General features: G+C 74.6%; 25 protein-coding genes. 10 read left to right on the top strand and 15 right to left on the bottom strand.

The window, feature by feature from the left end; all coding sequences use genetic code 11:
* Positions 1–14: 14 nt before the first annotated feature.
* The 4 genes from O7607_RS04450 to O7607_RS04435 form a co-directional block, all read right to left on the bottom strand.
* Positions 15–1,130, bottom strand: a complete 1,116-nt coding sequence (locus O7607_RS04450) for a lytic polysaccharide monooxygenase (RefSeq protein WP_269701171.1) — start codon at positions 1,128–1,130, stop codon at positions 15–17.
* Between the two features lie 105 nt (positions 1,131–1,235).
* Positions 1,236–1,679: a GNAT family N-acetyltransferase gene (locus tag O7607_RS04445; protein WP_269701170.1), complete on the bottom strand. Its 444-nt coding sequence runs from the start codon at positions 1,677–1,679 to the stop codon at positions 1,236–1,238.
* Positions 1,680–1,751: 72 nt separating this feature from the next.
* On the bottom strand, positions 1,752–2,423 hold the full coding sequence (locus tag O7607_RS04440; protein ID WP_269701169.1) for a hypothetical protein: 672 nt from the start codon (positions 2,421–2,423) through the stop codon (positions 1,752–1,754).
* 53 nt (positions 2,424–2,476) lie between these two features.
* Positions 2,477–2,737 carry a hypothetical protein gene (locus O7607_RS04435; RefSeq protein ID WP_030503017.1) on the bottom strand — a complete coding sequence of 87 codons (261 nt, stop codon included), beginning with the start codon at positions 2,735–2,737 and terminating at the stop codon, positions 2,477–2,479.
* Between the two features lie 155 nt (positions 2,738–2,892).
* Between O7607_RS04435 and O7607_RS04430 the strand changes: the two genes are divergently transcribed.
* Positions 2,893–3,168 (top strand): isoamylase early set domain-containing protein, encoded by a 276-nt coding sequence (locus O7607_RS04430; protein ID WP_269701167.1) that lies wholly within the window; start codon positions 2,893–2,895, stop codon positions 3,166–3,168.
* Positions 3,169–3,176: 8 nt separating this feature from the next.
* On the opposite strand, the gene msrB is transcribed toward O7607_RS04430, so the two are convergent.
* Entirely contained in the window at positions 3,177–3,587 is a 411-nt protein-coding gene (gene msrB / locus O7607_RS04425; RefSeq protein WP_013284828.1) for a peptide-methionine (R)-S-oxide reductase MsrB, read from the bottom strand.
* 47 nt (positions 3,588–3,634) lie between these two features.
* On the opposite strand from msrB, the gene ligD reads away from it, so the two are divergent.
* Positions 3,635–4,660, top strand: coding sequence for a non-homologous end-joining DNA ligase (gene ligD, locus O7607_RS04420; protein WP_269701166.1), 1,026 nt, complete (start codon positions 3,635–3,637; stop codon positions 4,658–4,660).
* Positions 4,661–4,724: 64 nt separating this feature from the next.
* Here the strand turns inward: ligD and O7607_RS04415 are convergent, their stop codons facing one another.
* Entirely contained in the window at positions 4,725–5,570 is an 846-nt protein-coding gene (locus O7607_RS04415) for a hypothetical protein (RefSeq protein ID WP_269701165.1), read from the bottom strand.
* A gap of 283 nt (positions 5,571–5,853) precedes the next feature.
* On the opposite strand from O7607_RS04415, the gene O7607_RS04410 reads away from it, so the two are divergent.
* From O7607_RS04410 to O7607_RS04395, 4 genes are read left to right on the top strand one after another with little or no spacing between them, the layout of a single operon-like run.
* The gene (locus tag O7607_RS04410) at positions 5,854–9,039 is read left to right on the top strand and encodes an FtsX-like permease family protein (RefSeq protein WP_269701163.1); all 3,186 of its coding nucleotides are present in this window, start codon (positions 5,854–5,856) and stop codon (positions 9,037–9,039) included.
* Positions 9,036–11,765 carry an FtsX-like permease family protein gene (locus tag O7607_RS04405; protein ID WP_269701161.1) on the top strand — a complete coding sequence of 910 codons (2,730 nt, stop codon included), beginning with the start codon at positions 9,036–9,038 and terminating at the stop codon, positions 11,763–11,765. Before O7607_RS04410 ends, O7607_RS04405 begins: the two co-directional genes overlap by 4 nt.
* Position 11,766: 1 nt before the next feature.
* Positions 11,767–12,756 (top strand): ABC transporter ATP-binding protein, encoded by a 990-nt coding sequence (locus O7607_RS04400; RefSeq protein WP_269701160.1) that lies wholly within the window; start codon positions 11,767–11,769, stop codon positions 12,754–12,756.
* Positions 12,756–13,481: an ABC transporter ATP-binding protein gene (locus O7607_RS04395; protein ID WP_269701159.1), complete on the top strand. Its 726-nt coding sequence runs from the start codon at positions 12,756–12,758 to the stop codon at positions 13,479–13,481. The genes O7607_RS04400 and O7607_RS04395 overlap by 1 nt, the downstream gene beginning before the upstream one ends.
* A 55-nt stretch (positions 13,482–13,536) precedes the next feature.
* Here O7607_RS04395 and O7607_RS04390 read toward each other — a convergent pair whose 3' ends face one another.
* Both O7607_RS04390 and O7607_RS04385 read right to left on the bottom strand, forming a co-directional pair.
* Entirely contained in the window at positions 13,537–13,989 is a 453-nt protein-coding gene (locus O7607_RS04390; protein ID WP_269701157.1) for a GNAT family N-acetyltransferase, read from the bottom strand.
* Between the two features lie 79 nt (positions 13,990–14,068).
* On the bottom strand, positions 14,069–15,217 hold the full coding sequence (locus tag O7607_RS04385) for a helix-turn-helix domain-containing protein (RefSeq protein WP_269701156.1): 1,149 nt from the start codon (positions 15,215–15,217) through the stop codon (positions 14,069–14,071).
* 172 nt (positions 15,218–15,389) lie between these two features.
* Between O7607_RS04385 and O7607_RS04380 the strand changes: the two genes are divergently transcribed.
* The gene (locus O7607_RS04380; RefSeq protein ID WP_269701154.1) at positions 15,390–16,664 is read left to right on the top strand and encodes a YncE family protein; all 1,275 of its coding nucleotides are present in this window, start codon (positions 15,390–15,392) and stop codon (positions 16,662–16,664) included.
* A gap of 51 nt (positions 16,665–16,715) precedes the next feature.
* Here the strand turns inward: O7607_RS04380 and O7607_RS04375 are convergent, their stop codons facing one another.
* Both O7607_RS04375 and O7607_RS04370 read right to left on the bottom strand, forming a co-directional pair.
* Positions 16,716–18,311: an alpha/beta hydrolase gene (locus O7607_RS04375; RefSeq protein WP_269701150.1), complete on the bottom strand. Its 1,596-nt coding sequence runs from the start codon at positions 18,309–18,311 to the stop codon at positions 16,716–16,718.
* Positions 18,312–18,330: 19 nt separating this feature from the next.
* Positions 18,331–19,443: an ATP-dependent DNA ligase gene (locus O7607_RS04370; RefSeq protein ID WP_269701148.1), complete on the bottom strand. Its 1,113-nt coding sequence runs from the start codon at positions 19,441–19,443 to the stop codon at positions 18,331–18,333.
* 136 nt (positions 19,444–19,579) lie between these two features.
* Here O7607_RS04370 and O7607_RS04365 point away from each other — a divergent pair, with 136 nt between their 5' ends.
* The gene (locus O7607_RS04365; protein ID WP_269701145.1) at positions 19,580–19,792 is read left to right on the top strand and encodes a hypothetical protein; all 213 of its coding nucleotides are present in this window, start codon (positions 19,580–19,582) and stop codon (positions 19,790–19,792) included.
* 282 nt (positions 19,793–20,074) lie between these two features.
* Complete coding sequence (locus O7607_RS04360; protein WP_269701144.1) at positions 20,075–20,497, top strand: SRPBCC family protein; 423 nt, start codon at positions 20,075–20,077, stop codon at positions 20,495–20,497.
* Here the strand turns inward: O7607_RS04360 and O7607_RS04355 are convergent.
* Positions 20,472–20,960, bottom strand: a complete 489-nt coding sequence (locus O7607_RS04355) for a GNAT family N-acetyltransferase (protein WP_269701143.1) — start codon at positions 20,958–20,960, stop codon at positions 20,472–20,474. The genes O7607_RS04360 and O7607_RS04355 overlap by 26 nt on opposite strands.
* Before the next feature lie 45 nt (positions 20,961–21,005).
* Here O7607_RS04355 and O7607_RS04350 point away from each other — a divergent pair, with 45 nt between their 5' ends.
* Positions 21,006–21,536, top strand: a complete 531-nt coding sequence (locus O7607_RS04350; protein ID WP_269701141.1) for a DUF1990 family protein — start codon at positions 21,006–21,008, stop codon at positions 21,534–21,536.
* A 4-nt stretch (positions 21,537–21,540) separates the two neighbouring features.
* Here O7607_RS04350 and O7607_RS04345 read toward each other — a convergent pair whose 3' ends face one another.
* The 4 genes from O7607_RS04345 to O7607_RS04330 form a co-directional block, all read right to left on the bottom strand.
* Entirely contained in the window at positions 21,541–22,455 is a 915-nt protein-coding gene (locus O7607_RS04345) for a DNA-3-methyladenine glycosylase family protein (protein WP_269701140.1), read from the bottom strand.
* A gap of 150 nt (positions 22,456–22,605) precedes the next feature.
* On the bottom strand, positions 22,606–23,265 hold the full coding sequence (locus O7607_RS04340; RefSeq protein WP_269701139.1) for a COG4315 family predicted lipoprotein: 660 nt from the start codon (positions 23,263–23,265) through the stop codon (positions 22,606–22,608).
* A gap of 205 nt (positions 23,266–23,470) precedes the next feature.
* Positions 23,471–24,250 carry an anti-sigma factor family protein gene (locus O7607_RS04335; protein WP_269701138.1) on the bottom strand — a complete coding sequence of 260 codons (780 nt, stop codon included), beginning with the start codon at positions 24,248–24,250 and terminating at the stop codon, positions 23,471–23,473.
* Positions 24,247–24,945 (bottom strand): sigma-70 family RNA polymerase sigma factor, encoded by a 699-nt coding sequence (locus O7607_RS04330; protein WP_047893132.1) that lies wholly within the window; start codon positions 24,943–24,945, stop codon positions 24,247–24,249. The genes O7607_RS04335 and O7607_RS04330 overlap by 4 nt, the downstream gene beginning before the upstream one ends.
* Positions 24,946–25,012 lie beyond the last annotated feature (67 nt).

The raw sequence follows: 25,012 nt of genomic DNA, 5'->3' as shown, positions 1-25,012 counted from the left end.
CGGGACGGCAGCCGTCAGGAGGTCGTCGTGCAGGACACGATGCTGGGCACCGGGTTCGTCGCACCGGCCGAGCCGGTGAAGCCGAACGAGGTGCTCGCGCCCGGCGCGAGCGAGCCGTTGTAGGCCACGTTGCGTGCCGTCACCAGCGTTCCGCTCGTACTCACGGTGGCGTTCCACGCCGAGCTGACCTGCTGGCCGTTCTGGTAGTTCCAGCTCACCGACCAGCCGCGGATCGGCGAACCGCTGTTGTTCGTCACCTTCACGTCGGCCTGGAAACCGCCACCCCACGTACCGGTGATCGCGTACGTCGCGGTGCAGCCACCGGCCGGGTTCGGCGTGGTCGGCGGCGGGCTGCTCGGCGGCGTGCTCGTGGGCGGCGTGCTCGTCGGCGGGGTGCTGGTGGGCGGGGTGCTGGTCGGCGGGGTGGTCGGGCCGGACCCGCCGAAGTCCACGTCACTGCACAGGTAGTAGGACTGGTCCAGGTGGCTGGCCTGCCAGATCGTGTAGACGATGTGCCGGCCGGTGCGGCCCGGCGCGTTCGCCGGGATCTGGATGGACACGCCGTCCACCTCACGCGTCCACTGGCTGGCCGGGGTGTTGCCGATCTGGCCGACCAGTTCCAGGTCGCTCCAGCGCAGCGGCGAGGTGAGCGCGTTGAAACCCTGCTTGGTCACGTACACCCGGATGTAATCGGCGCCGTGGCTGGCCTGGTCGAAGAACTTGACCCGGAAGTTGTTGGTGACCGGCACGGTCTTCCAGGCGCCGACCGTGTCGAGCGCGTTGTACCGGCCGCTCTGGGTGCGGCCGCCGCTGCACAGCTGCCCGTCCGGGATGGCGCCCTGGTGGTTGCCGGCCACGCCCTCGCGGAACAGGCCGTTCCAGTTCCACATGGCGTTCGGGTCGGCCTGCCACGCCTGCCAGCACATCGGGTCCTGGGTGGCCATGGCCGGGTTCTGGAAGTCACCGCCCCAGCGCTGCCAGCAGCTGTAGGCGCGCGAGGCCGGGTCGACAACCGACCCGTGCGCCGAGGCCGGGCCGGAGAACGCGGTGGTGAGCAGCGCCGCCACCACCGCGCAGACGGCGAGGATCGCCGCCGCGAGCGGTAACGGGCGGCGGTACGGAGTGGACATGGAAAGCCTCCGGATGGGTGTCGGTGCACGACGCCCGGACTGTCGGGAGTTGCCCTCTCCCGCGTGGCGGCTCCGCCCGCACGTTGCCACAAAAAGTGACAAACGTCAATTAGTTGGGTCGCGGCGCATCGGGGTGTGCGGGATGCCGTCCTCGACGTAACCGGGGCCGTCGACCGCGAAACCGAATCCCGCGTAGAAGCCCACGAGGTGCGTCTGCGCGTCGAGCACGCACGGCCGGTCACCCACCACGGCCAAGGCCTCGGCCATCAGCGCGCCGGCCAGGCCCGCGCCGCGGGCCGCCGGCGCCACCACCACCCGCCCGATCCGTGCGACGCCGCCGGGGTCGGCCAGGATCCGCAGGTACGCCACGACGGCGCCGTCGCTGGTCAGCCACAGATGGCGGGTGCCGGGCTCGACGTCCCGGCCGTCCAGTTCCGGGTACGGGCAGGACTGCTCGACCACGAACACGTCGATGCGCAGCCGGAGCAGGTCGTGGAAGGTGCTGGTGTCCAGGTCGGCGAAACCGGCCAGGTGGGACTCGACGGGCATCGGCCCAGGTTAGGTGGCGCGTCTGCGGCCGGTCGTGCGCACCCCAGGCGCGCGCCGGACCGGCGCGCCGGCTCAGCCCTTCGACGCGCGCAGCCCGGCTGCGGTGGCGGTGACGGCGCGTTCGAACCAGGTGCCGGTGTCGGCCGCCGAGCGGGTCCAGACCCAGACGCACTGGGTCACCCGGTCCTGCTGCAGGCAGCCGTAACGGTGCGGGAAACGGGTGCCGTCGGACAGGGTCATGGTGGCCGACACCATCCGGCCCGGCACGCCCAGCCCGGCGGGCAGCTTCCCGGCGGTGTGGCCGGTGGTGACCTGGCCGGCCTCCTCGTCGCGCTCGCACGCCTGGAGCACGCCGAAGATCTGCCGGACCGCGTCCGCGGCGGTCGCCTCGTCCGGGTAGACCACCGTCTCCTGGGCCACCTCGACGAACTCGTCGGCCGGTGTTCCCTCCGGCGTGCCGAAGACCCGGGTCGACACGACGAGCCGCCGGTCGAGCAGGGGCAGTGGGCGACCACAGGCGACGCCGTCGGAGTCGAGTTGCTCGCTGGCGTTCTCGGGCTTCTCGGCCAGGCCGGCCAGGCTGCCGGTCGCCGCGTACCGGTCGCGCAGCGCCGCGGCGGCGCCGCCGTCGGTGGGTGAGGGCGCGGCGAGGGCCGGAGCGGTGGTGGCGGCGGGCGCGGTGGCGGAACCGCAGCCGGCGAGGGCGGCGGTCAGGGCCGCCACGATGATCATCCGTCGGGGCACCGCAGGGATGCTAGCCGGAGATCGACGCCGATGGCGCCCCGCGACGGTACGCGTCAGGCGGGGCGGGCGCCGACCGCGTCGCGTACCTCGGCTCCCTGCTCGCCCTCGACGGCGCGGGCGCAGTGGGCGCAGCAGAAGAAGCGGCCGGAGACCTCGACACCGTGCCCGACGATCTTGATCTGGCAGTGCTCGCAGATCGGCGCCATCTTGTGCACCGCGCACTCGAAGCAGTCGAACGTGTGCCGCGATCCGTCGACCGTGCGCACCTCGAACGCCATCCAGTAGTCGTTACCGCAAACCTCGCAGGTTGCCATGCGAAACCCCCCGAAAACGGACCTGTCATCCGAGAGTTGCGCAGACGACACCATCGAGCAACCGGAACCGGCGAACCTGATCCGGCCCTACGGCGAGTCGCTCCCGGCGTGTCGAGCGTTGACCCCGGTGACCGCCGAAAATCCCCGGAGGATTCGTGATCAAGCGCAACAAGCTCTTCGGTAACCAGACCCGGGTGACGTTCTCGCTGCCCCGGGACGCCCCGGCCGGCACGGTGAGCGTGGTCGGCTGCTTCAACGGCTGGGAGCCCGGCCGGCACGAACTGGTGCCGCGCCGCGACGGCACCCGTACCGTGACGGTCCGGCTGACGCCGGGGGAGTACCGCTTCCGCTACCTCGCGACCGGCGGAGTGTGGCTCGACGACGAGGCCGCCGACCAGGTGGACGAGGCCGGCGGCCTGCTGCGGCTGTGACGCCGCCGTCAGCCGGCGCTGGGCTCCAGCCGCACCGAGATCGAGTTGACGCAGTGCCGGGTGTCCTTCGGGGTGAAGCCCTCACCCTCGAAGACGTGCCCGAGGTGGCTGTCGCAGCGCGCGCAGCGGATCTCCACGCGCCGCATGCCGAGCGTGTTGTCCGGGATCTCCTTGACCGCGCCCGGGATGGCGTCGTCGAAGCTCGGCCAGCCGCAGTGCGAGTCGAACTTGTCCTGGCTGCGGAACAGTTCCAGCCCGCAGGCCCGGCAGTGGTAGACGCCGGGGGTCTTGGTGTCGACGTACTCACCGGTCCAGGGCGCCTCGGTGCCGGCCTCGCGGAGCACCCGGAACTCCTCGGGGCTCAGCCGCACGCGCCATTCGTCCTCGGTACGGGGCAGTTCGTTGTCGGAAAGACTCACCCCTTCACGGTACGTCGGCTGTCGGTGGCATCGCATATGGTCGCGTGATGGCGGGCAAGGGCGCGGTCGAGGAGATCGAGGTAGCCGGGCACACGGTGCGGCTGAGCAGCCCCGATCGGGTGATCTTCCCCCAGCGGGGCTTCACCAAGGCCGACGTCTTCCGCTACTACCTCGCCGTCGGCGACGGGATCATGCGCGCCCTGCGCGACCGGCCCACCACGCTCCAGCGCTTCCCCGACGGCATCGAGGGGGAGATGTTCTTCCAGAAGCGGGTGCCGCAGCGGGGCGTACCGCCGTGGGTCCGCACCGCGCGGATCGCCTTCCCCAGCGGCCGCCCGGCCGACGAGCTGTGCCCGGCCGACCTGGCGCACGTGGCCTGGGCGGCGCAGATGGGCACCGTGGTGTTCCACCCGTGGCCGGTGCGCGCCGCCGACACCGACCGGCCCGACGAGCTGCGCGTCGACCTCGATCCGCAGCCCGGCACCGACTTCGGCGACGCGGTGACCGCCGCCGGTGAGCTGCGCGGGCTGCTCGACGAGCTGGGCGTGCCCGGCTGGCCGAAGACCTCCGGCGGCCGGGGCGTGCACGTCTACCTGCGCATCCAGCCGCGCTGGACGTTCGTGGAGGTGCGCCGGGCCACCATCGCGCTGGCCCGGGAGCTGGAACGCCGCCGCCCCGAGCTGGTCACCACCGCCTGGTGGAAGGAGGAACGGGGCGAGCGCGTCTTCGTCGACTTCAACCAGATGGCACGGGACCGCACCATCGCCTGCGCGTACTCGCTGCGGGCGAACGCCCGCGCCACCGTCTCCACTCCGGTCGACTGGGACGAGCTGCCCGAGGTCGACCCGGACGACTTCCACCTGGGCACGGTGCCGGCCCGGTTCGCCGAGCGCGGCGACCCGCACGCCGGCATCGATGACGCCCCGTGGGACATCACGCCGCTGCTGGAGTGGGCCGAGCGGGACGCCGCCGACGGGCTGGGCGACATGCCGTACCCGCCGGAATACCCGAAGATGCCCGGCGAGCCGAAGCGGGTCCAGCCGTCGAAGGACCGCGACCGCCCCCGCCCCTGACGCCGTCTCCCTTTCAGGCGGGCGCGCGCACGGCGCGGTGCGGCCGTGATCGAGTACCGCCGGCTCAGGCGGGAGCGGTGAGCATGCTCCGCACCGAGGCCACGACGTGCCGAGGGCGGCGGTAGAGGTCGGTGGCGGTGTAGATCCGTATGCGCCAGCCGTGCTCGGCCAGCCAGTTGAGCCGGGAGCGGTCGTGGTGCAACCGGCCGGGGTCGAGGTGGGAGGCGCCGTCGTACTCCAGGCCGATGCGCCGGTCGCGGTAGCCCAGGTCGAGGCGGTAGATCGGTGTCCCGTCCTGGTCGGGAACCCACAGCTGCGGCTCCGGCGACGGCAACCCGCCGTCGATCAGCAGCAGCCGTAGTTGGCTCTCCTGCCGGCACTCCGAGCGCGGGTCGGCGAGCGCGACGAGTTGCCCTGCTTGTCGTACTCCCCGCAGGCCGGCGTGCCACGCCACCTCGGTCAGCAGGTCCTTCCGGCGGCAGGCGCCGGCTCGGAGACAGAGGTCCAGCACGGGCAGCGCGTCCGCCCGCCGGAGCACCCGGGCCAGATCCACGGCGCAGCGGGCGGCAGGCGCGCAGGGGATGCCGGCGATCTCCACCGCGTCCGGCACCGGCAGCACCGTCTGGTGCGCCGCCACGCCCCGGATCCGCCGGGCACTCACACCGGGTGGCACGATCACGTGCACCCGGTCGTCGGGTACGGCCCCGAACCGGTGCAGTCGCGCACCGGTGTGGAACCCCGCGACGGTTCCCAGCGGCAATCGCCGGAACAGGGCGCGCAACCGGTTGATCTCGTCGTCGGTGCAGCCGTACACGCCCCGGGACAGTCGGCACAGCCGTCCCGCTTCCACCCGGTGCCGGACCGCCCCGCGGCTCGTCCCACCCGCCAGCAACTCCCCGTACCGCCACACCCGCCCACCTTCCCGCCCGCCGCCCTCCCCGTCCGCCCCTGTGGACAGGGCCCTCCCCTCCGCGCCGGTGACCGCCGTCGATCTTGGAGTTGTGGTCGTTCCCAAAAGCCGCATAGAGCGCATTCGAGGTGCCACAACTCCAAGATCGACGGGGAGGGCGGGTGGGGGTGCGACGAGGGGGTGCCGGGGGACCGATAACGATCATGTAACGGGCGCGAACCTTTTCCGGGGCTTCACTGCTCTCTCTCGGCGTCGGCCCGCCGGGGCCAGGAGAGGACGTCGGATGAAGCTGGTGTGGAGGCGGGCGATAGAGGCCCGTGGGCTGCTGCTCGCCGCCGCTGTCGCGGCACTTGTCGCGGTCGCGCTTGTCACCGGGCTCTCCGACTACAACCGCCGGGCGGTCGAGGCGGGCGCGCGGGCGGTGCTCGACGCCGCACCGGCCGAGGAGCGCAGCCTGCTGATCAGCGGCTCCGGCGGCGCCGACGCCGCCGCGTTCGCCGAGCGGGACCGGGCGGTACGGGAACAGTTCGCGAACGGGCTCGGCGGCGCTCCGGTCACCGTGGCCGCGACCCGCTCCGGGACCGGCCGGGAGCTGACCGGGGACGTGGGCGCCGCCCGTACCGACGACGACCCGATGTTCGCCAACCTGGCCACGCTCGACGACCTCCCGGCGCACGCCGAACTGGCCGCCGGGGCGTGGCCGGTGCCGGGCAGCAACCCGTTGCAGGTGACGCTGCCGGAGAAGGTGGCCGCGCAGCTGAGCCTGGAGGTCGGGGAGCGGGTGCCGCTGTACGACCGGGGCGCCGAACGCGCCGGCACCGTGGTGGTCGTGGGCACGTGGCGGCCCCGGGACGCGTCCGAGGCGTACTGGCGTCTCGCGCCGGGGGTGGGGGAGAGCCAGGGCGACGCGGAGATCACCTCGTACGGGCCGTTCGCGCTCGACCCGGCCGACTTCGCCCGTACCTTCCCTGGCTCCACCTCGGCGGCCTGGGTGGTCGACCCCGACCTGGTGGCGGTCGAGCCGGCCCGGCTGCCCGCCGTGACCACGGCGCTGGACGAGATCACCGGGAAGCTGCCCGAGGCCACCGGCCTGGGCTCCTCGACACAGCAGGTCAGCCACCTGGACCGGCTCGTCGACCGGCTCAGCCGGGCCGACCTGGTGGGCCGGTCCGCGCTGCTCACGCCGCTGCTGCTGATCGTGGTGCTCGGCGGGTACGCGCTGGTCCTGGTGGCGGCGCTGCTCAACGAGGACCGGCGGTCGCAGACCGCACTGCTGCGGGCCCGGGGCGCCGCCCGGGGGCAGATCGCCGGGCTGGCCGTACGCGAGGCGACGCTCGTGGTGGCGCCGGCGCTGCTGCTGGCCCCGGCGCTGACCGGGCAGGCGATCCACTACCTGGGCGCGGACCTGGGGCTGGCGGACGGCGACCTGGCCCGGGTGTGGGTGGTGGCGGTCGGCGCGGCGGTCGGCTGCCTGCTCGCCATGGTGCTGCCGGCGATGCGCCGGGCCGGCACCTACGTCGCCGACATGGCCGCCCGGTCCCGGCCCACGCGGGGCGCGGCGGTGCAGCGGGCGAGCGTGGACATCGCGCTGGTGGCCCTCGCCGTGCTCGCCTGGACCCAGTTGCGGCAGTACTCCTCGCCGCTCGCCGGCGCGAACGGCAACCTCGGCATCGACCCGCTGCTGGCCGCCGCGCCCACCATCGGCGTGCTGGCCGGCGCGGTGATCGCGCTGCGGCTGCTGCCGCCGACCACCCGGATCGCGGAACGCCTCGTCGACTGGCGGACGTGGAACGCCACCATGTTCGGCATGTGGCAGGCGGGCCGCCGCCCGCACGCCGGCCCGGTGCTGCTGCTCGCGCTCGCCGTCGGCGGCAGCACGCTCGCCTGGTCGCTGGTCGCCTCGTGGGAACGGTCGCAGCGGGACCAGGCGCAGCACACCGTCGGCGCGGACCTGCGGCTGACCGAGCGGGACGGCACCGCACCCGTGGACCGGGCGGCCCAGCTGGCCGCCGTGCCCGGCGTGGACCGGGTGCTGCCCGCCTGGCGCGACGACGTCCGGGTGGGCCGCGAGGCCCGGCCGGCCACCGTGGTAGCGCTGGACGCGGCCGCCGCGAAGGGGCTGATCCGGCTCGACGACACCGGCGGGGACGCCTCCACCGGCGCCCTGCTGGACCGGCTGGCCGGCGGCCGGACCGCGCCGGTGGGCGGCGTGCTGCCCGAGGGGGCGAAGACGCTGTCCGGCACCGTGCGTACCCCGGTGGAGAGCATGTACGACCGGCCCCGGGTGGCGGTGACCGCGTTGTTCGCCACCGACGCCGGGGCCACCTGGCGGGTCCGGCTCGCCGAGGGGGACGGCGACGGGAAGCCGGTGCGCTTCTCGGTGCCACTGCCGGACAGCGGCGGCGCCCCGCTGCGCCTGGCCGGATTCGAGGCCGACGGCGGCGACGCCACCGGCAGCTCGTACCGGCTTCTGCTGGACCAGCTACGGCTCACCGACGCCGCCGGGACGGCCCTGCCACTGCCGGTGGAGGGGGCGTGGCGGGTGATCGACCCGGGCGCCGGGCCGCGCGGCACCGCCCAGGCGAGCCCGACCCGGATCGACGGGACGCAGGGCTTCGACGTGCCCGCCGGACTGTTGCAGTTCGCCCGGATCCCCTCGTCCCGGTTCGCGCTGGTGCCGATGGTGCCGGACCGCCCGGTGCCGGTGCTCCTCACCCCGGGCGTGGCCGCCGCGATGAGCGTCAAGACCGGCGACACCGTCAAGCTGTCTGTGGCCGAGGTGACGCTCGAGGTCACAGTGGTCGGCCAGGTCGCCGCGGTGCCCGGCACCGGGGGCGACGGGCTGCTGCTGGACCTGCCCACCGCCACCACACAACTCCTGGAACGCAGCGGCGGCGTCCGGCCGGTGGCCGAGTGGTGGCTCGGCACCACGCCCGGTGGGCACACCGCCGCCGCGGACGCGCTCGCCTCGGCCGGCGGCACGGTGCTGCTGGACCGGCGGGCGGTGGCCGCGGAGGCCGCCGAGGATCCGTACTGGCAGGGTGCGCGCACCGGCCTGCTGGCCGCCGCGCTCGGCTCGGTGCTGCTCGCTCTGGTCGGCCTGGCGGTGGACGTCTGGGCCACCACCCGGCGCCGGCTCACCGAGTTCGCCGTGTTCAACACGCTCGGCGCGAACACTGGGCTGCTGGCTCGCGCGTACCTCGCCGAACAGACGTTCCTGGCCGCGATCGGCGTCGGCGTCGGGATGCTCGTCGGCGCCCTCGTCGCGGCCACCATGGTGCCGCTGGTGATCCTCACCCCGGCCGCCGGCCGGCCGGTGCCCGAGGCGGTCTTCACCGTGCCGTGGGTGCCGATCGGGGCGACGGCCGCCGGGCTGCTGCTCGCCGCGCTCGCCTTCGCCGCCCTCATCACCACCGGCATCCGCCAGCGGGTCGCCGCCGCGCAGCTCCGGATCGGAGGAGAACGATGAGCCTTCCTGGTGCCGCGCGCCGGGTACGCGCATACGGGGGGCAGTTCCTGCTGCTCGCCGTCCTGACCCTGGTGACCGCCCTGCTGATCACCGGGGTGCCCCGGGTCGCCGACCGGCTGACCGGGCAGGGCCTCACCGAGTACGTGGCCGGTCAGCCGGTGGCCCGCCGCGACCTCACGTACAGCGCCGGACCGGACGTCGTGTCGGCCTCGGACCAGCCCGTCGTCGCCAGCCGGGGAGCCCTGCTCGCGGCGATCGAGGAGAAGATGCCCGCCGAGGTGCGCGACACGATCGGCGAGCGCTGGTTCGCGGTGCAGACCGTCCCCGGGCGGTTGCGCGGTCCGACGCTGAGCGACGACAAAGGGCTGATCGACCTGCACCTGCGTGCCGGCACCGGCATCCGGGAGGCGGCCACCCTGGTCGACGGGCGGTGGCCGGAACGCGGTGTCACCCCGGCCGGCGCGATCGAGGTGACGCTCGCCGAGACGATCGCCACCAGGCTGGGCGTCGCGGCCGGTGACCGGTTCCGCCTCTCGCTGCTGGACCGCGACAACAACGTGCTCAACTCCCGCCCGGTCGACCTGGTCGGCGTGTGGCGGCCGAACGACCCGGCCGGCGGTGTCTGGGACACGCTGCCGTCGATGCTGAAGCTCAGCCCGCCGGAAGGCGATGGCGATCCGTTCGTGGGCGTCGCGTACACCGCCGACGCGGGCCTGAACTCGATCACCGCCCGCGAATGGCCGGTGACCTTCGGCTGGCGGTACCGGATCGCCCCGGACCGGCTCGAACCGGGCCGCCTCGACGCGCTGATCGCCGGCGTCGACGGGCTGGACCGGGCCCTGCCCACTGAGCTCAAGATGACCCTCAGCCAGGGCGCGGACATCCCGCTGCGGCGCTTCGCCGACTCGCTCGCCGCCGCGCGTACCCTGCTCGCGGTCATCGCCGCAGGGCTGCTCGCCACGCTGGCCGGGCTGACGCTGCTCGCCGCCCGGCTGGCCGCGCGCCGCCGCCGCGCCGAGTTCCACCTCATCCGGGCCCGCGGTGGCTCGACCGGCGCGGTGCTGCGCCGCGGCCTGGCCGAATCGCTGCTGGTGCTGCCGGCTGCGGCCGGGATCGGCTGGCTGCTCGGCGGGCTGCTGCCCGGCACCGGTGCGCCGTGGCTCTGGGTGCTGATCGCCGGGCTCCTGGCCACGCTGCTGCCGCCGCTCGCCGCGCTCGCCGTCGGCCGCCGCGCCGGTGGGCGCGCCGACCTGGGCGGCCGCTCGCCTGCGGTCCGGCTCACCGTCGAGGTGGTCGTGCTCGGGCTCGCCGTGCTCGGCGCGTTCCTGCTGCGCCGTCGCGGGCTCACCGCCGGTTCGGTGGATCCGCTGCTGGTCTCCGTGCCGGTGCTGCTGGCGATCGCGGCGGCGCTGGTGGCGCTGCGCGCGTACCCCTGGCCGTTGCGGCTGGTCAGCCGCCTCGCCGCCCGGGCGCGCGGCAGCGTCGCGTTCCTCGGCACGGCCCGCGCGGGCCGGGCCGCGAGCACCGGGCCGCTGGTCGTGGTGGTGCTGGCCGTCGCCACCGCCGCGTTCTGCGGCGTGGTGGCGACCGGCATCGAGACCGGCCGGGACACCGCCGCCGCCCAGGCCGTGCCCGGTGACCTGCTGGTACGTGGGGAGCGCTTCACGCCGGACACGGCGGACCAGTTGGCCGCGCTGCCCGGGGTACGGGCCGTCGCGCCGCTGCTCACCGTGCCGGCCGAACGTCCTTACTCCGACCGTGCCGGACGCCCCGCGCCGATCCCCGAGCTGCGCGTGGTGCTGGTGGACGGGGAGCGGTTCGCCGAGGTGGCGCGGGCGGCCGGCGTACCGGTGGACGTGCCCGACCCGGTGCGGGACCGCACCGACGGGAGCGCGCCGCTGCCGGCGCTGGTGTCCCCGGCGGTGGCCGAGGAACTGGCCGACGCCGGGCTCGCCGACGCCGAGGGCGACCGCCCCGCCTGGCTGGACGTGCAGGGCAACCGGCTGCCGGTGCGCACCGCCGCCACCGTCGACGAGTTCGCGCTCGTCGACAAGGGCGTACGCCGGTTCGTGGTGCTGCCGTGGCCGGCGTTGCCGGCGGACGCGCCGCACCAGCTCGCGCCCACCGGGTTCGTGCTGGCCGGCGCGGGCGTGGACGCCGCTGAGGTGGACCGGGTCGCGCGTGAGGGGCAGCACCGCTACCTGCGCATCGGCGGGGTCGGCACCGGGGACAAGGCCCGCGCGCCGGAGGTGACGACCCGTGCGGCGGTGCGCGCCGACCTGGGCGGCACCGGTGTCAACGGGCTGCTGGTGTTCGGGTTCGTGCTCGGCGCCGGAGGCGGCGCCGCGCTGGGCCTGCTCGGCCTCGCGCTCGCGGTGCTCGCCGGGGCCCGGTCGCGCGGCCAGGTGCTGTCCCGGCTGCGCACCATGGGCCTGTCCCGCCGGCAGTGGCGCGGACTGCTGATGGTGGAGCTGACACCGCTGGTGCTGGTGTCGGTGCTCACCGGAGCGGTGGTCGGCGCGTTGCTGCCGCTGCTGCTGACGCCGGTGCTCGGGCTGCCCGCCTTCACCGGGGGCGTGGAGGTACGCCCGAGTTTCGAGCCCGGCCTGGTGGCCGGGGTGTCGGTCCTGGCCATGCTGGCCCTCGGTTTCGCGATCGCCGTGGAAGCCGTGAACAACCGCCGGTTGCGCCTCGGTGAGGTGCTGCGGCTCGGAGAGGAGAGCTGAGATGACCGCGACCGCCGAGGCGTCCGTACCGGACCTGGCGTCCCTGCAACAGCGTGCGGCCGAGCGGGCCGCCGAGCGGGCCGGGGGACGGGACCGGCTGCGCGGGCACATCGTCTGTGACGGCCTGGTGCGCATCTTCAAGACCGAGGGCGTCGAGGTCGTCGCGCTCCAGGGCCTCGACCTGGTCATCGACCGGGGCGAACTGGTCGCGATCGTCGGTGCCTCCGGCTCCGGCAAGTCGACGCTGCTGAACATCCTGTCCGGCCTGGACACCCCGACCGCGGGTATCGCGCGGGTCGCCGACTACGACCTGCTGTCGCTGTCGAACAAGCGGCGGCTGGCGTACCGGCGCGACGTGGTCGGGTTCATCTGGCAGCAGACCGGCCGGAACCTGCTGCCGTACCTGACCGCGCTGGAGAACGTGGAGCTGCCGATGAAGCTGGCCGGGCGGGCCGGCGGGCGGCGCAAGCGGCGGGAACGGGCCCGTGAGCTGCTGGACATGGTGGGTGTCGGCTACTGCGCGGACCGGCGGCCGGGCCAGATGAGTGGCGGCGAGCAGCAGCGCTGCGCGGTCGCCGTGGCCGTCGCCAACGATCCGGAGATCCTCTTCGCCGACGAGCCGACGGGTGAGCTGGACGAGGCCACCGGCGCCGAGGTCTTCGCCGCGCTGCGCACCATCAACGCCGAACTGGGGGTCACCATCGTCGTGGTCACCCACGACCACGCCGTGGCCGGCCAGGTCCGCCGTACCGTCGCGATCCGCGACGGCCGGACCGCCTCCGAGGTACGCCGGACCGCGCGCGTCACGGCCGACGGCGGCACCGAGATGGTCAGCGAGGAGTACGCGGTGCTGGACCGCACCGGCCGGATGCAGCTTCCGGCGCAGTTCGTGGAGGCGCTGTCGCTGCGCGACCGGGTCCGGCTCAACCTGGAACCCGACCACGTCGAGGTGCGCCCCGGCGACCGGACGCACGCCGAGGAGAGTGAGTGATGACCGACCAGACAGTGGTGCTGCCGGCCGTGCCGGCGTCGGCCGTCGAGGACGTGGTCCGGGTCGAGGGGGTGAGCCGCACCTTCGGCAAGGGGGAGCACGCCGTGCACGCCGTGCGGGACGTCTCGTTCGCGGCGGGACGCGGTGAGCTGGTCGCCGTCCGGGGCCGCTCCGGCGCCGGCAAGACCACGCTGCTGAACCTGGTCGGCGGCCTGGACCGGCCGGACGCCGGGCAGATCCGGGTGGCTGGGCACGACGTCACCGCGGCGGGCGAACGGGAACTGCTGGCGTTGCGCCGGGGCACGATCGGGTTCGTGTTCCAGACGTTCGGCCTGGTGCCGATCCTGTCCGCGGCGGAGAACGTCGGGGTGCCGCTGCGGCTGGCGAAGGTGCCGGCGGCCGAGCGGGAGCAGCGGGTGGCGGTGCTGCTGGAACTGGTCGGGCTGGGCGGGCACGCCGCGCAGCGCCCGTACGAGCTGTCCGGCGGGCAGCAGCAGCGGGTGGCGGTGGCCCGGGCGCTGGCGAACGAGCCGGACCTGCTGATCGCCGACGAGCCGACCGGCCAGCTCGACTCCGAGACCGGCCGGTCGATCATGGACCTGCTCCGGGCGGTGGTGCACGCCCGGGGCATGACCGCGCTCGTGGCCACGCACGACCCGGCGCTGATCGAGCTGGCCGACCGCACGCTCACGCTGCGCGACGGCCGGCTGGTGCCGGAGGACTGACCCCGGGGTCCGGGCCGCCGCCTCCGGTGGCGGCCCGGACCCCGGTCGCGGCCGGTCAGAGCGCCAGCTTCATGCCCTCGTGGCTGGCGACGAAGCCCAGGTCGCGGTAGAACCGGTGCGCGTCGGCGCGCTGCTTGTCGGTGGTGAGCTGCACCAGCGCGCACCCGCGCTCCCGGGCCCGGTCGATGGCCCAGCGCATCATCGTCCCGCCCAGCCCACGGCCGCGCCGGTCGGAGCGGACGCGTACCGACTCGATCAGGCACCGTTCGGCACCGTGCCGGCCCAGCCCGGGGATGTACGTGAGCTGGAAACAGCCGATCAGCTCCCCGCCGTCGTCGGCGACGATCAGCTCGTTGCGCGGGTCGGCGTCGAGGTCGGCGAACGCGCGCTCGTACGCCTCGTCCACCTCGGGCAGGTCACGGGTACGCCCCAGCACGTCGTCGGCGAGCAGCGCGAGTACGGCGGGCAGGTCGGCGCGAACCGCCTCCCGGAAGATCACCTCGGTCACCCGGTCAGCCTGGCACAGCGCCTCGCGCCGGTGCCGCCCGGGCGTCCGGCTGGTCCGACGCCGAGGTGGTGCGGCGGCGTCAGTCCCCGTCCAGCCAGCTCCGCAACGCCCACCACCAGTGCACGGTCTCCGGCACCGTGCACCGCGCCCCCTCCTCGACCGGTGGCCCGCCGGTCAGCTCCCGCAGCCGCCGCAGCCGGTAGCGCACCGTGTTCGGGTGGACGTGCAGCGCGGCGGCCGTCTGGTCCAGCCGCTGGCCGTGGTGCAGCCAGGCGAGCGCGGTGCCGGCCAGCTCCCGGTGGAAGCCGTCGGCCGGCTCGAGCGCGCCGAGCAGCGTGCCGCGCAGCAGCTCCGCCAGCAGCGGCTGGGCCGCCAGCGCGGTCTCCCCGGCCAGGTCGGTGACCCGGCGCAGCCCGCGCAGCCGCCGGTTCGCCGCCGTGGCCAGCGCCGCCAGGCAGAGCGCGTACATGGCTGGGGCCCGTGCCAGCGGCTGCGCGGGCGCCACCAGCGTCAGCAGGTCGGCCGGTGCCGCGTCGGGCGGTCGCGGAAGCAACCCGGCGAGCCGGTCGTCGACAGTGCCGAGCAGGCCGCCGCGTGCGGTGAGCTGCCGATGCAGGGCGTACGCCCGGACCGGGTCGGGCGGCGCGGCCACCACGCAGTGGTAGCGCCCGTCCGGCCGCAACCCGAACCGGGTCAGCTCGCCCGGGGACAGACCGGCGGGGCCGTCGCGCAGCAGCCGCCGCAGCAGGTGTGCCCGGGCCGCCGCGCCGGTACGTGCCAGGTCCCGCTCGGCGTCGCGGTGCCCGTCGACCACCGCCCGCTCCACCGCCGCGGCGTACCGGCCGATGGTGAGCAGCCCCTCCAGCAGCACCTCGTCGGGGATGCCGGTGGCCCGGCCATGCCGGACCACCAGTTCCACCGCCCGGTCCCGCCCGGCCTGCACCCCGCGCAGCAGACCGGCCACCGAGACGCCCTGCGCCGCGCGGTCCGCGCCCAGCCGCCGGGCCTCGGCGAAGTCGCGTACGGCCGGGTCCTCGCGGCGTTCCAGCGCGCCCAGGCCGCTGGTCAGCAGCAGGACGACCTGGCGGCGTACCTCGTCGGCGGGTAGCCGGGCCACCTCGGGGGAGTTCGCGCGGGCCGCCCGCGCCACCTCGTCGACGGCGGCCGGATCGGCGGACAGGTCGCGCAGCAACGCGCCGAACCGCTGGGCGTGTCCGGTCCGGATCATCGGCGTCCGCCGCCCTCCCGTTGTCGCCGCGGCACAACCGGGCCGCGCGGGCGTTGGCGTCCGGTCCCTAGCCCCGGCGGCCGGCCGGTTGCTCTCCTGGTTGTTACCGCAAGGTAACACCGTTCGCGCCACTGAGAAACGTCGATGCCGTACCGGCTGCCAGGAGGCGTCCATGACCCCCGTGCCACAGCGTCCGTCCCGTACCCGCCGCCGCACCGGCCTCGCCGTGCTGGCCGCGCTCGCCCTGATCGCGCCGACGCCACTGGTCGCGGCCCCGGCGCCGGCCACCGCCGCCGTGGCACTCCAAGAGGTGATGTTCGTCGGCAACAACTGGGACGGCACCGCCGACGTCATCCGCTCCCGCGGCGACTACGCCAGGCTCGGCCGGATCAACGTGATCCCGGACCGCGCCGCGCGCCTGCGCGAGATCTACCTCAACCCGATCAGGCTGGCGTTCTTCCTCGGCATCCGGCAAGGCCCCGGCGAGGGCCACGACCAGCTCATCGACGACATGTACACCACGCCGGACGGCACCGCGCTCGTGGTGTCCCGGCCCAGCTTCGCCGACGTCGTCTCGATCGACCTCGCCACCGGAGCGCTGCGCTGGCGGTTCCCGGTCTCCGGCTACCGCGCCGACCACATGGCCGTCTCGCCCGACGGCACCCGCGTCGCGGTCTCTGCCTCCACCTCCAACACCGTGCACGTGCTGGACATCCGCACCGGCGCGCAACTCGGCTCGTTCGGCGCCGGCGACAAGCCGCACGAGAACATCTACACCGACGGCGGCACCCGGCTGTGGAACATGTCCATCGGCGAGGTCAACACCGACCTGGACGCGCCGTGGCTCGACTGGACCAAGGGCGACCGGCGGATCACCGTCGCCGACACCACCACGTACCAGGTGGTCAAGGTGATCGACATGCGGGACCGGCTCGACGCCGCCGGCCGCCGCGACCTCTCCGACGCGGTCCGCCCCGCCGTGTTCACCCCCGACGGCAGCCGCCTCTACTTCCAGGTGTCCTTCTTCAACGGCGTGGTCGAGTACGACGTTGCCACCGACCGGGTCACCCGCGTCGCCACGCTGCCGAAGAACCCGGCCACCAGCGAGGACCGCACCACCTGGGTGAACGACTCCCGGCACCACGGCCTGTCGATGAGCCCCGACGGCACCCGGATCTGCGTCGCCGGCACCATGGACGACTACGCCACCGTGGTGGACCGGGCCACGCTGCGCGAGGGCCCGCTGGTGCCCGCGAGCAAGCCGTACTGGGCCACCGTCAGCGGGGACGGCCGCGACTGCGTGATCTCCGAATCCGGCGCCGACCGGGTCACCGCGATCAACTTCGCGACCGGGCAGAAGGTCGCGAGCGTCCCGGTCGGCGACCACCCCCAGCGCGTGCGCATCGGGCACATCGCGGAGGGCTGGACGCCCCCGGCCGCCGGCTGACCGCCGGCGTTCTCCGGCCGGCGGCCGGCTCGTCGGCCTCCGGCCGGACCGTCACCGGGCGGGGCAGCGCAGCCCTTCCCGGGGGACGGTCAGCGAGATCAGGTACGCGTCGACCGCCGACGTCACGCACGGCGTCTGCGGGTACGCGGTGTGCCCCTCGCCCTCCCAGGTGAGCACCCGACCCACGCCCAGCATCGCGGCCAGGGCGGGCGTCTGCTCGTACGGCGTGGCCGGGTCACCCGTGGTGCCGACGACCAGGATCGGCGGCGCGCCGTCGGCCCGGCCGGTCGGGTACGGGTCCCGCTCCCCGGGCCACTCCACGCAGCCCAGCATCCCCACCGCCAGGGCGGGACCGAACAGCGGATATTTCTGCCGCCACTGCGACTGCAACGAGCGGACCTGCTCGCGCGACGGCTTCTCGGTCTCGTCGGCGCAGTTCACCGCCAGGTTGGCGTCGAACAGGTTGGAGTAGTGGCCGTCCGGCTCGCGGCCCGCGTACGAGTCGGCCAGCTTGAACACGCCGTCCGGGTCGCCGCCCTGCAGGTCGTCGATCGCCCGGGCCAGCTCCTGCCAGCCCTGCTCGGTGTAGAGCGAGGAGATCACCGCGTAGAAGACCCAGCCGGCGGTGGCCTTGCGGCCGTCCCGCGCGCGGACCGGGGAGGCCTTCGCCTTGGCGATCGCGTCGGTGACCGCACCCCGGGCGTCCGGGGCGATCGGGCAGCCGCCCGCGTTCGCCGCGCACCACCTGGTGAAGTTGTCGAACGCCCGCTCGAAGCCCTTCGCCTGGCTCTCCGACCCGGCGATCAGCTTCTGCTGCGGGTCGACCGCGCCGTCGAGCACCAGGGCGCGTACGCGCTGCGGGTAGAGCTGGGCGTACGTGGCGCCGAGCAGCGTGCCGTAGGAGTAGCCGAGGTACGTCAGCTTGTCGTCGCCGACCGCCGCGCGGACCGCGTCCATGTCTCGCGCGGCCTGCTCGGTGCCGTAGAGCGCGAGCTGGTCGCCGTACTTCGCGCCGCACCGCTCACCGATGCGCCGGTTGAGCCCGACGAAGCCGTCGAACGACGACTGGCTCTCCGGGTCGGGGTCGTAGCCGAAACTGGCGTCCAGGTCGGCGTCGGAGATGCACTTGACCGGGCTGGACCGGGCCACCCCGCGCGGGTCGAAGCCGACGATGTCGAACCGGTCGGTGACCGACGTCGGCAACCCGCCGAACGCCGCGAAGGACAGGTAGACGGCGGTGTCCACACCCGAGGCGCCCGGCCCGCCGGGGTTGACCACCAGCGAGCCGATCCGGTCGCGCTGCTTGGTCGAACGGGCCCGGATCAGCGCGATCTCGAACGTCTCGCCCGCGCCCGGCCCGGCGGTCGCGCCGGTGGTGGCCCCGGTGCCCCAGTTGCGCGGCACGGCGATCCGGGCGCAGTCGTAGCGCATGTCCGGCGCACCCCGGCCGACCAGCTCGTTCGGCACCTCCGGGCAGGCCCGCCACTGCGGGGCGGTGCCCGGCGGGGCGGCCTCGCCCTCGCTCTCGGCACGCGGGGCGAACGCCGGCAGCGTGCAGCCGGCGGTGAGCACCACCGCCGCGACGAACGCGGCCAGAGCGGGCCGGAACCGGCGGGTGGGGAAGCGAGTCACGTGGGCGCCTTCCATGATCGTGTCGACCGTCAGGCTACGCCCGGCCGCTGGTGTCACCGACCGTCGCCGCCGGATCGCCGCGCAGCACCTCGTCGACGTCGTAACGGATCGGGCGGTCGAGCTGGCCGTAGCCGCAGGAGCGGGGATCGCGGTCGGGTCGCCAGCGCAGGAACCGGGCCGTGTGCCGCAGCCGGTCGCCCTCCATCGCGTCGTAGGCCACCTCGACCACGAGCGCCGGGCGCAGCGGCTCCCACTCCAGGTTCTTGCCGCCGGTCCACCGGCTCACCCCGCCGGGGATGCGCTGGCCCCGCTCGTGGTCGCCGTGCACCCACGGGTGCCCGTCGCCGACGTCGCGGTAGGGCTCCAGCTCGTCGAGCAGTTCCTTGCGGCGGGCCATGGTGAACGAGGAGCTGACGCCGATGTGGTGCAGGACGCCGTCGTCGTCGTAGAGGCCGAGCAGCAGCGAGCCGACCACCGGACCGGACTTGTGCCAGCGGAACCCTGCCACCACCGCGTCCATCGTGCGCGCGTGCTTGACCTTCAACATGAGCCGCTTGCCCGGCTCGTACGGCAGGTCGGCCGGCTTGACGATCAGCCCGTCCAGCCCGGCGCCCTCGAACACCTCGAACCAGCGGCGGGCCGTCTCCGGGTCGGTGGTCACCTGGGTCACGTGCACCGGCGGGCGCACCCCGGACAGGGCCTGCTCCAGCCGCTTCCGGCGCTGCGGGTAGGGCTGGTCGGTGAGCAGCTCGTCGTCGACCGCCAGCAGGTCGAACGCGACGAAGTCGGCCGGGGTGGTCTCGGCCAGCAGCTTCACCCGCGAGGCGGCCGGATGGATCCGCTGGGCCAGCAGCTCGAAGTTGAGCCGCGGCTGCCCACCCGGGCCGTCCCGGCGGATCACGATCAGCTCGCCGTCGACGGCGCACCGGGCCGGGAGCTGGCGGCGCGCCTGCTCGACGACCTCCGGGAAGTAGCGCGTCATCGACTTGCCGCCCCGGCTGGCCAGCTCGACCTCGTCGCCGTCGCGGAAGACGATGCAGCGGAAGCCGTCCCACTTCGGCTCGTAGGTCAGGCCGTGGTCGGTGGGCAACTCGGCCACGCTCTTGGCGAGCATCGGCTCGACCGGAGGGTTGATCGGCAGGTCCACGGCGACCAGTCAACCAGACCGCACCGACAGTGGTGAGGCAGATCACCGCCGGTGGCCGGGTGGCGTATCCCGTACCGGGTGCCTTCGTCACCGCCGCCCGGATGGTGAAACCGCAGGTCAGAGCTACCGTCGCGGCGTGCCGGAGTGGAGTTGCGGATGCTGCGGGCGCTGGCGGGTCAGCGTCGAGCTGATCCGCGGCCGCTACCGCTACCGGCTGGCGCACCGCTACCCGCCCGAGCACGGCGGCGGCGCGAACGTCGTCGGCGAGGTCGGCTCGGTCGTCGAGCTGGAACACCTGCTGAAGCGGTACGCCCCGGTCACCCTGGCCGACCTCCACGAGGCCGCCTGACCGCGCCGCCCCGGCGGCCCCGCTCCCCGCCGACCGGTGCCGCCCAGGCGGCCCCGCCGACCGGTGCCGCCCCGGCGGCCCCGCCGATCTTGGAGTTGTGGCACCTCGCAAAGGTGGCGAGCGGGACATCCTGGGCGCCACAACTCCAAGATCGCGGGCGACGGCCGGGCTACGGCCGGGCGGCGGGTGAACGGGTGTCGGGCGACGGGTGGGTGCGCGGGGCGGCGGCGGGGCGGGGCGCGGGCATAGGCTGAGTGGACCGTCCACGGGGGAGGGAAGCCCATGCGGTTCGCCGAGTCCGTCGACATCGCCGCCGACGTCGACCGGGTCTGGGAGGTGCAGAGCGACGTCGATCGCTGGCCCGAGTGGACGCCGTCGGTCACCGCCGCCCGTCGGCTGGAGCCCGGTCCGCTGCTCCTCGGCTCGACGGCCCGGCTGGAGCAGCCCCGGCTGCGCCCGGCCGTGTGGCGGGTCGTGGAGATCTATCCGCCGTACTCGTTCGCCTGGGAGTCGGCGAGCCCCGGCGTGCGCACCCGGGGTGAGCACCGGCTGATCCCGCTGGAGGACGGGCGCACCCGGGCCGAGCTGATCCTGGTGCAGACCGGTCCGCTGGCCTGGCTGGTCGGACTGCTCGGCGGCTCCACCATGCGCCGCTACCTGCGGCAGGAGGCGGACGGGCTCAGGCGCCGCTGCGAGCAGGGCTGACCGTCTTCTCCAGCACGGCGAGGCGGTTGCCGTTCTCGTCCGGCCGGTGCGCCACCACCTGGTAGCCGCGCCGCGCGTACAGGGCCAGGTTCGCCGCGCTGTCCGCGCCGGTGAACAGCGCGAACCGGGCCACCCGGCCCGCGCAGGCCCGCTCGACGGCGTCCAGCAGCCGTCCGCCGACGCCCCGGCCCTGCTGGTCCGGCGCCACCGAGAGGCGGCCCACGTGGGCGGTGTCACCGTCTACGCGGGCGCGTACCGAGCCGACCAGGCGGGCGCCGCACCGGGCGGCGAGCACCACGTCCGGGCCGGCCAGCGCCGCCCGGACCTCGTCCAGCGTCTCGGTCAGCGGCGGCAGGAACACGTCCCGGTAGCGCTGCGCCTCCACCAGGTAAGCGGCACGCTGCACGGTGAGGATCTCCCCGGCGTCGGCGGGGTCGGCGGGGGCGATGGTCACGTCGGTCACCGGCTCAGCTCACCACAGCCCTGCGGGGCGGCCGTACCCTGGCGGGTGTTCCCCGAGAGCGAGGAGGTGGCCGCCGTGCCCGAGCTGACGTACCCGGAGGTGGGCGCGACCCGCGACGGCGGCCTGCCGGCCGGCTACCACCACCTGCGCCACCGGGTCCGGCTGCCGGACGGTGGTTTCCCGGTGGCGGCGGACGCGGTACTGGGCTGGCGGCTGCACCGCGCGGCCGGCGTGGTGATGCGCGCGGACGCGCCGCGCGCCGCACCCGGGGTACGGGTCACGCCGGGGCTCGGTGTCGGCCCGGTACGGCTGTGGGGCCCGACCGAGGTGGTCTGGACGGTGGACGAGCGGGACCGGGCCGGGTTCGGCTACGGCACGCTGCCCGGGCACCCGGAGGTCGGCGAGGAGGCGTTCCTGGTGACCCGGGGCGCCGACGGCGTCTGGTTCGAGGTGACCGCGTTCAGCCGCCCCGCCCACTGGTACGTGCGGGCCGGCGGGCCGGTCGTGCTCGGGTTCCAGCGGGCGTACGCCTGGTGGCTGGGGCGGACGCTGCGGCGGCTGTGCCGGCGGCGCTGAGCGGTCAGTAGCGGGCGAAGGAACGGATCGGGGCGCGCGGGCCGTACTTCGGTGCCTGGACGCCGGCCGCCTCCAGCAGCACGCACACCCGGCCGCGGTGCCCCCGGAACGGCTCCAGCAGCGCCAGCATCCGGGCGTCGTCGCCGCGCGGCTCCCCGGCCAGCGCCCAGGCCACGGTGTTCGGCACGTGGTAGTCGCCGACGCTGACCGCGTCCGGGTCCCCGTACGCGACGCGCACCACCTCGGCGGCGGTCCACGGCCCGATGCCGGGGATCGCGGTGAGCCGCCGGGTGGCCTCGGCCGAGTCGGCGCAGCGTTCCAGCCGGTCCGCGACGGCCGCCGCGCGGCGCAGCGTGTCGGCGCGCCGCTGCTCCACCCCGAACGGGTGGAACACCCAGTACGGCGCTGCCGCCACCGCGGCTGGCTCCGGCGGCAGCAGCAGGGGTTGCAGCGGGCCGGGCGCGGGCTCGCGGAAGTGCCGCACCGTCGCGGCGTACGCCCGGTACGCCTCCTTGCCGGTGACCTTCTGCTCGAAGACGGCCCGCAGCAGCCGGGGGAAGACCTGGCCGGTGGCCGGCATCCGCAGCCCGTGGTGCGTGTGCGCGAGGCGGGCCACCAGCGGATGCGCGGCGGCGAGCGCGCCGAACCCGGTCAGGTCGTCGCACAGACCGGCGATCCGGTCGGCCCGCTCGACGACCCAGCCGGCGCCCGGGCCGTACCCCTCGGCGGTCAGCTCACCGGACTCCGGGCGCAGCGCCAGCGTGGCCGGGCCGTCCGGGGTGCGGGTGGCCCACCAGAACGTGCCGGCGGCGATCCGCGCGCACGGGTCGTACGGGCTGAACGTGAGCGCCCGCACCGACGGGGCCAGGCGGTAGCCGGCCGGCGGGCGCAGCGTACGGCGGGCGTCGGGCGAGGTCACCAGGCCACTCTGCCACGCGACCCGGCCGTGACGCCGGGCACGCCCCGCGTGCCGGGAGGCGGGCCGATGCCGGTGCGGCCCGCCTCCCGGGTTCGCGACGGTGACCGGCCGCGCCCTCCCCGGCGGCGACCGGTCACCGTGTCCGGTGCGTCAGTACGAGTAGTCCGACCCGCCGCCGGAGCTGTTCGAGCTGCCCGCCGCGGGCGGCGCGACCGCCTTGGGCGTGCCGGTCGGCAGGCAGGTCAGGTTCTTCTTGCCGTTCGGGTCGACCACGAACCAGGTGCCGCCGACGCCCTGGCCCTTCCACTGGCCGGGCTTCTTGTCGCCGATGTAGCGGTAGACCGGCCAGCCGCCGATGGTGAGCTGCCGCGTGCCGTCCTGGCGGGTGATGGTGCCGACGTTGTCGTCGGAGACGCCGCGCAGCTTCGGGTTGCCGTCGGTGAGCGACGGCGGCCAGACCTCGGCGCACTTGTCCACGCAGTTGGACTGCGGCGGGTCGTCGGAGTCCTTGTCGAACCGGTACAGCACCCAGCCGTCCTGGTCGGTGACGACGCGGCCCATCCGGGGCAGCTTCTTGCCGACCAGCTCGTCGGTGATCTTCACGTTGGCCGGGGGCGCCTTGTCCGCGACCGGCTCCTCCTCGGGAGCCGCTGACGCCTCCGGTTCGGCCGCCGCGGTGGGTTCGGCCGCGGCGACGGCGACCGGCTCGGCCGCGCCCGAGTTCGCCCCGTTGTAGCCTGCTGGGGCGCAGGCCGTAAGTGCGACCATCGCGCTCGCGACGATGACGGTCGTCCGCTTGTGGTGTGCCACGTGCCCTCCTCGTTCTTGGCAGTTCGCCGAGTAGTACGGGCGCGGCACTGTCAAGGTTGAACCGGCAACGGTGGCACATTTCACAGTGGACCGATTGAACCGATGGGCGTCCCGCTGCGTGCGTCAGCACGAGGGGGCCCGTCGGCCCGGACACGACACGACGGCGCCGGGCGGTCCAGCCACCCGGCGCCGTCGGCACCACCGATCAGATGTCGTCCACCGTCACCAGCGTGCTGGCCACCCCGTTCGCGTCGACCGACTGCACCTGAAGCTTGTCGATGTCGCGTACCGGCGCCGACGTGGACGCGCTCAGCTGCAGCGGAAGCTGGTTCTGGTTCGTCCCGTAGCCGCCGACCGGCACCGACCAGGTGGAGATCACCTCGGTCGTGGCGTTCTTGCGGACCACCACCAGCCGGCACGTGCGCGGCCCCGGCAGGCGGCTCAGCTGCACCCCGATCTGCGTGCCGTACTCCTTGCGGGCCAGCCACATCGTGGTCTGCACGCCCGTCCCCGGGTCGGTCGCGTTGTGCTGGTCGCCCTCGATCTCCTCCGGCCCGCCGACGCCCGGGTCGTTCGGGTTGCCCGGCTCGCCGCTCGGCGCGACGCTCGGCGCGGCCTGCGTCGGCACCGCCTGCGGCGTCGCCGGATCGTCACCGAGCATCCCGGCCGCCGCCGCGCTCGCGCCGCCGAACACCACCACGGCCGCCGCTGTCGCCAGCAACTGCCGCACCCGGGTACGACGGCGGTCCCGCCGTACCGCCATCAGCGTCCGGTCCAGCAGCGCCGGATCGGTGTGCGTCTGCTCCAGCGCGGCCATCGCCTCGCCGTCGATGCCGGAGAGCAGCCCCACCACCGGGACCATCGTCTCCAGTTCCGCAGCGCAGGCCCAGCAGGTGGCCAGATGCTCCTCGAACCGCTCCGCGTCCTGCGCGTCCAGCACGCCGAGCGCGTACGCGGCGACGTCCATGTGGTCGGCCCGGCTCATTCGGTCACCCCCCTCTCCTGCAGAGCCGTGCGCAGCGCGCGCAGCGCGTAGTAGACCCGCGACTTGGCGGTACCCAGCGGAAGCCCCAGCTCCTCGGCCGCCTCCGGCACGGTGCGTCCCCGGAAGTACGTCGCCACCAGGATCTCCCGGTGCGACTGGCTCAGCGTACGCAGCGCGTCCGCGACGGTCATGGTGCGCAGCACCCGGTCGGTGCTGTCCGACTCGGCGAACATGGTCAGATCCCGGTCGTACGTCTCGGGCGGGCGGGCCTGCTCGCTGCGGTGCTCGTCGATGGCGATCCGCCGGGCCACCGTGACCAGCCACGGGCGCAGCGAGCCCTGGCCCTGCACGCCGAGCCGGTGCGCGTTGCGCCACGCCCGCAGCAGCGTCTCCTGCACGATGTCCTCGGCACGCTGCCGGTCTCCGCCGGTCAGCCGCATGACGAACATCAGCAGCGGGCCGGCGTGCTCGGCGTAGAGCAGGCGGATCAGCTGGTCGGAGTGGCTGGCCTCGGCGGAGGTCGCCTGGTGGCGTCCGGGAGCGGGTCGCGGCGGCACCGGGTCATTCTGGCGATCGGCGGACCGGGCGTCGACCCCCCGGCCCGAACGCGAGGCGCGCGAGTGTGGTTGTGCCCGGGCGAACATCCACTCAGGCCGCGCCACCTCGCCGTGCCAGCCGGCCGCCACTGCATGCATGCAGACCTCCGCTGTCCAATGACATCAGCCGGCCCCCCACGGGCATGGCCGCCCGGGGATACGCAGC

It is taken from the genome of Micromonospora sp. WMMA1949 (genome assembly GCF_027460145.1).
GTDB lineage: Bacteria > Actinomycetota > Actinomycetes > Mycobacteriales > Micromonosporaceae > Micromonospora.
Note: the sequence above shows the minus strand (reverse complement) of the source record. Positions and strands in the feature narration are given on the sequence as shown.

Bases quoted from the DNA above. Each gene is read 5' to 3' on its own strand.
- O7607_RS04400 (WP_269701160.1), top strand. From the start codon at position 11,767: ATGACCGCGACCGCCGAGGCGTCCGTACCGGACCTGGCGTCCCTGCAA.
- O7607_RS04405 (WP_269701161.1), top strand. From the start codon at position 9,036: ATGAGCCTTCCTGGTGCCGCGCGCCGGGTACGCGCATACGGGGGGCAG.
- O7607_RS04380 (WP_269701154.1), top strand. From the start codon at position 15,390: ATGACCCCCGTGCCACAGCGTCCGTCCCGTACCCGCCGCCGCACCGGC.
- O7607_RS04375 (WP_269701150.1), bottom strand. From the start codon at position 18,311: ATGGAAGGCGCCCACGTGACTCGCTTCCCCACCCGCCGGTTCCGGCCC.
- ligD (WP_269701166.1), top strand. From the start codon at position 3,635: ATGGCGGGCAAGGGCGCGGTCGAGGAGATCGAGGTAGCCGGGCACACG.
- O7607_RS04410 (WP_269701163.1), top strand. From the start codon at position 5,854: ATGAAGCTGGTGTGGAGGCGGGCGATAGAGGCCCGTGGGCTGCTGCTC.
- O7607_RS04435 (WP_030503017.1), bottom strand. From the start codon at position 2,737: ATGGCAACCTGCGAGGTTTGCGGTAACGACTACTGGATGGCGTTCGAG.
- O7607_RS04450 (WP_269701171.1), bottom strand. From the start codon at position 1,130: ATGTCCACTCCGTACCGCCGCCCGTTACCGCTCGCGGCGGCGATCCTC.
- O7607_RS04360 (WP_269701144.1), top strand. From the start codon at position 20,075: ATGCGGTTCGCCGAGTCCGTCGACATCGCCGCCGACGTCGACCGGGTC.
- O7607_RS04445 (WP_269701170.1), bottom strand. From the start codon at position 1,679: ATGCCCGTCGAGTCCCACCTGGCCGGTTTCGCCGACCTGGACACCAGC.
- O7607_RS04330 (WP_047893132.1), bottom strand. From the start codon at position 24,945: ATGCATGCAGTGGCGGCCGGCTGGCACGGCGAGGTGGCGCGGCCTGAG.
- O7607_RS04335 (WP_269701138.1), bottom strand. From the start codon at position 24,250: ATGAGCCGGGCCGACCACATGGACGTCGCCGCGTACGCGCTCGGCGTG.
- O7607_RS04385 (WP_269701156.1), bottom strand. From the start codon at position 15,217: ATGATCCGGACCGGACACGCCCAGCGGTTCGGCGCGTTGCTGCGCGAC.
- O7607_RS04395 (WP_269701159.1), top strand. From the start codon at position 12,756: ATGACCGACCAGACAGTGGTGCTGCCGGCCGTGCCGGCGTCGGCCGTC.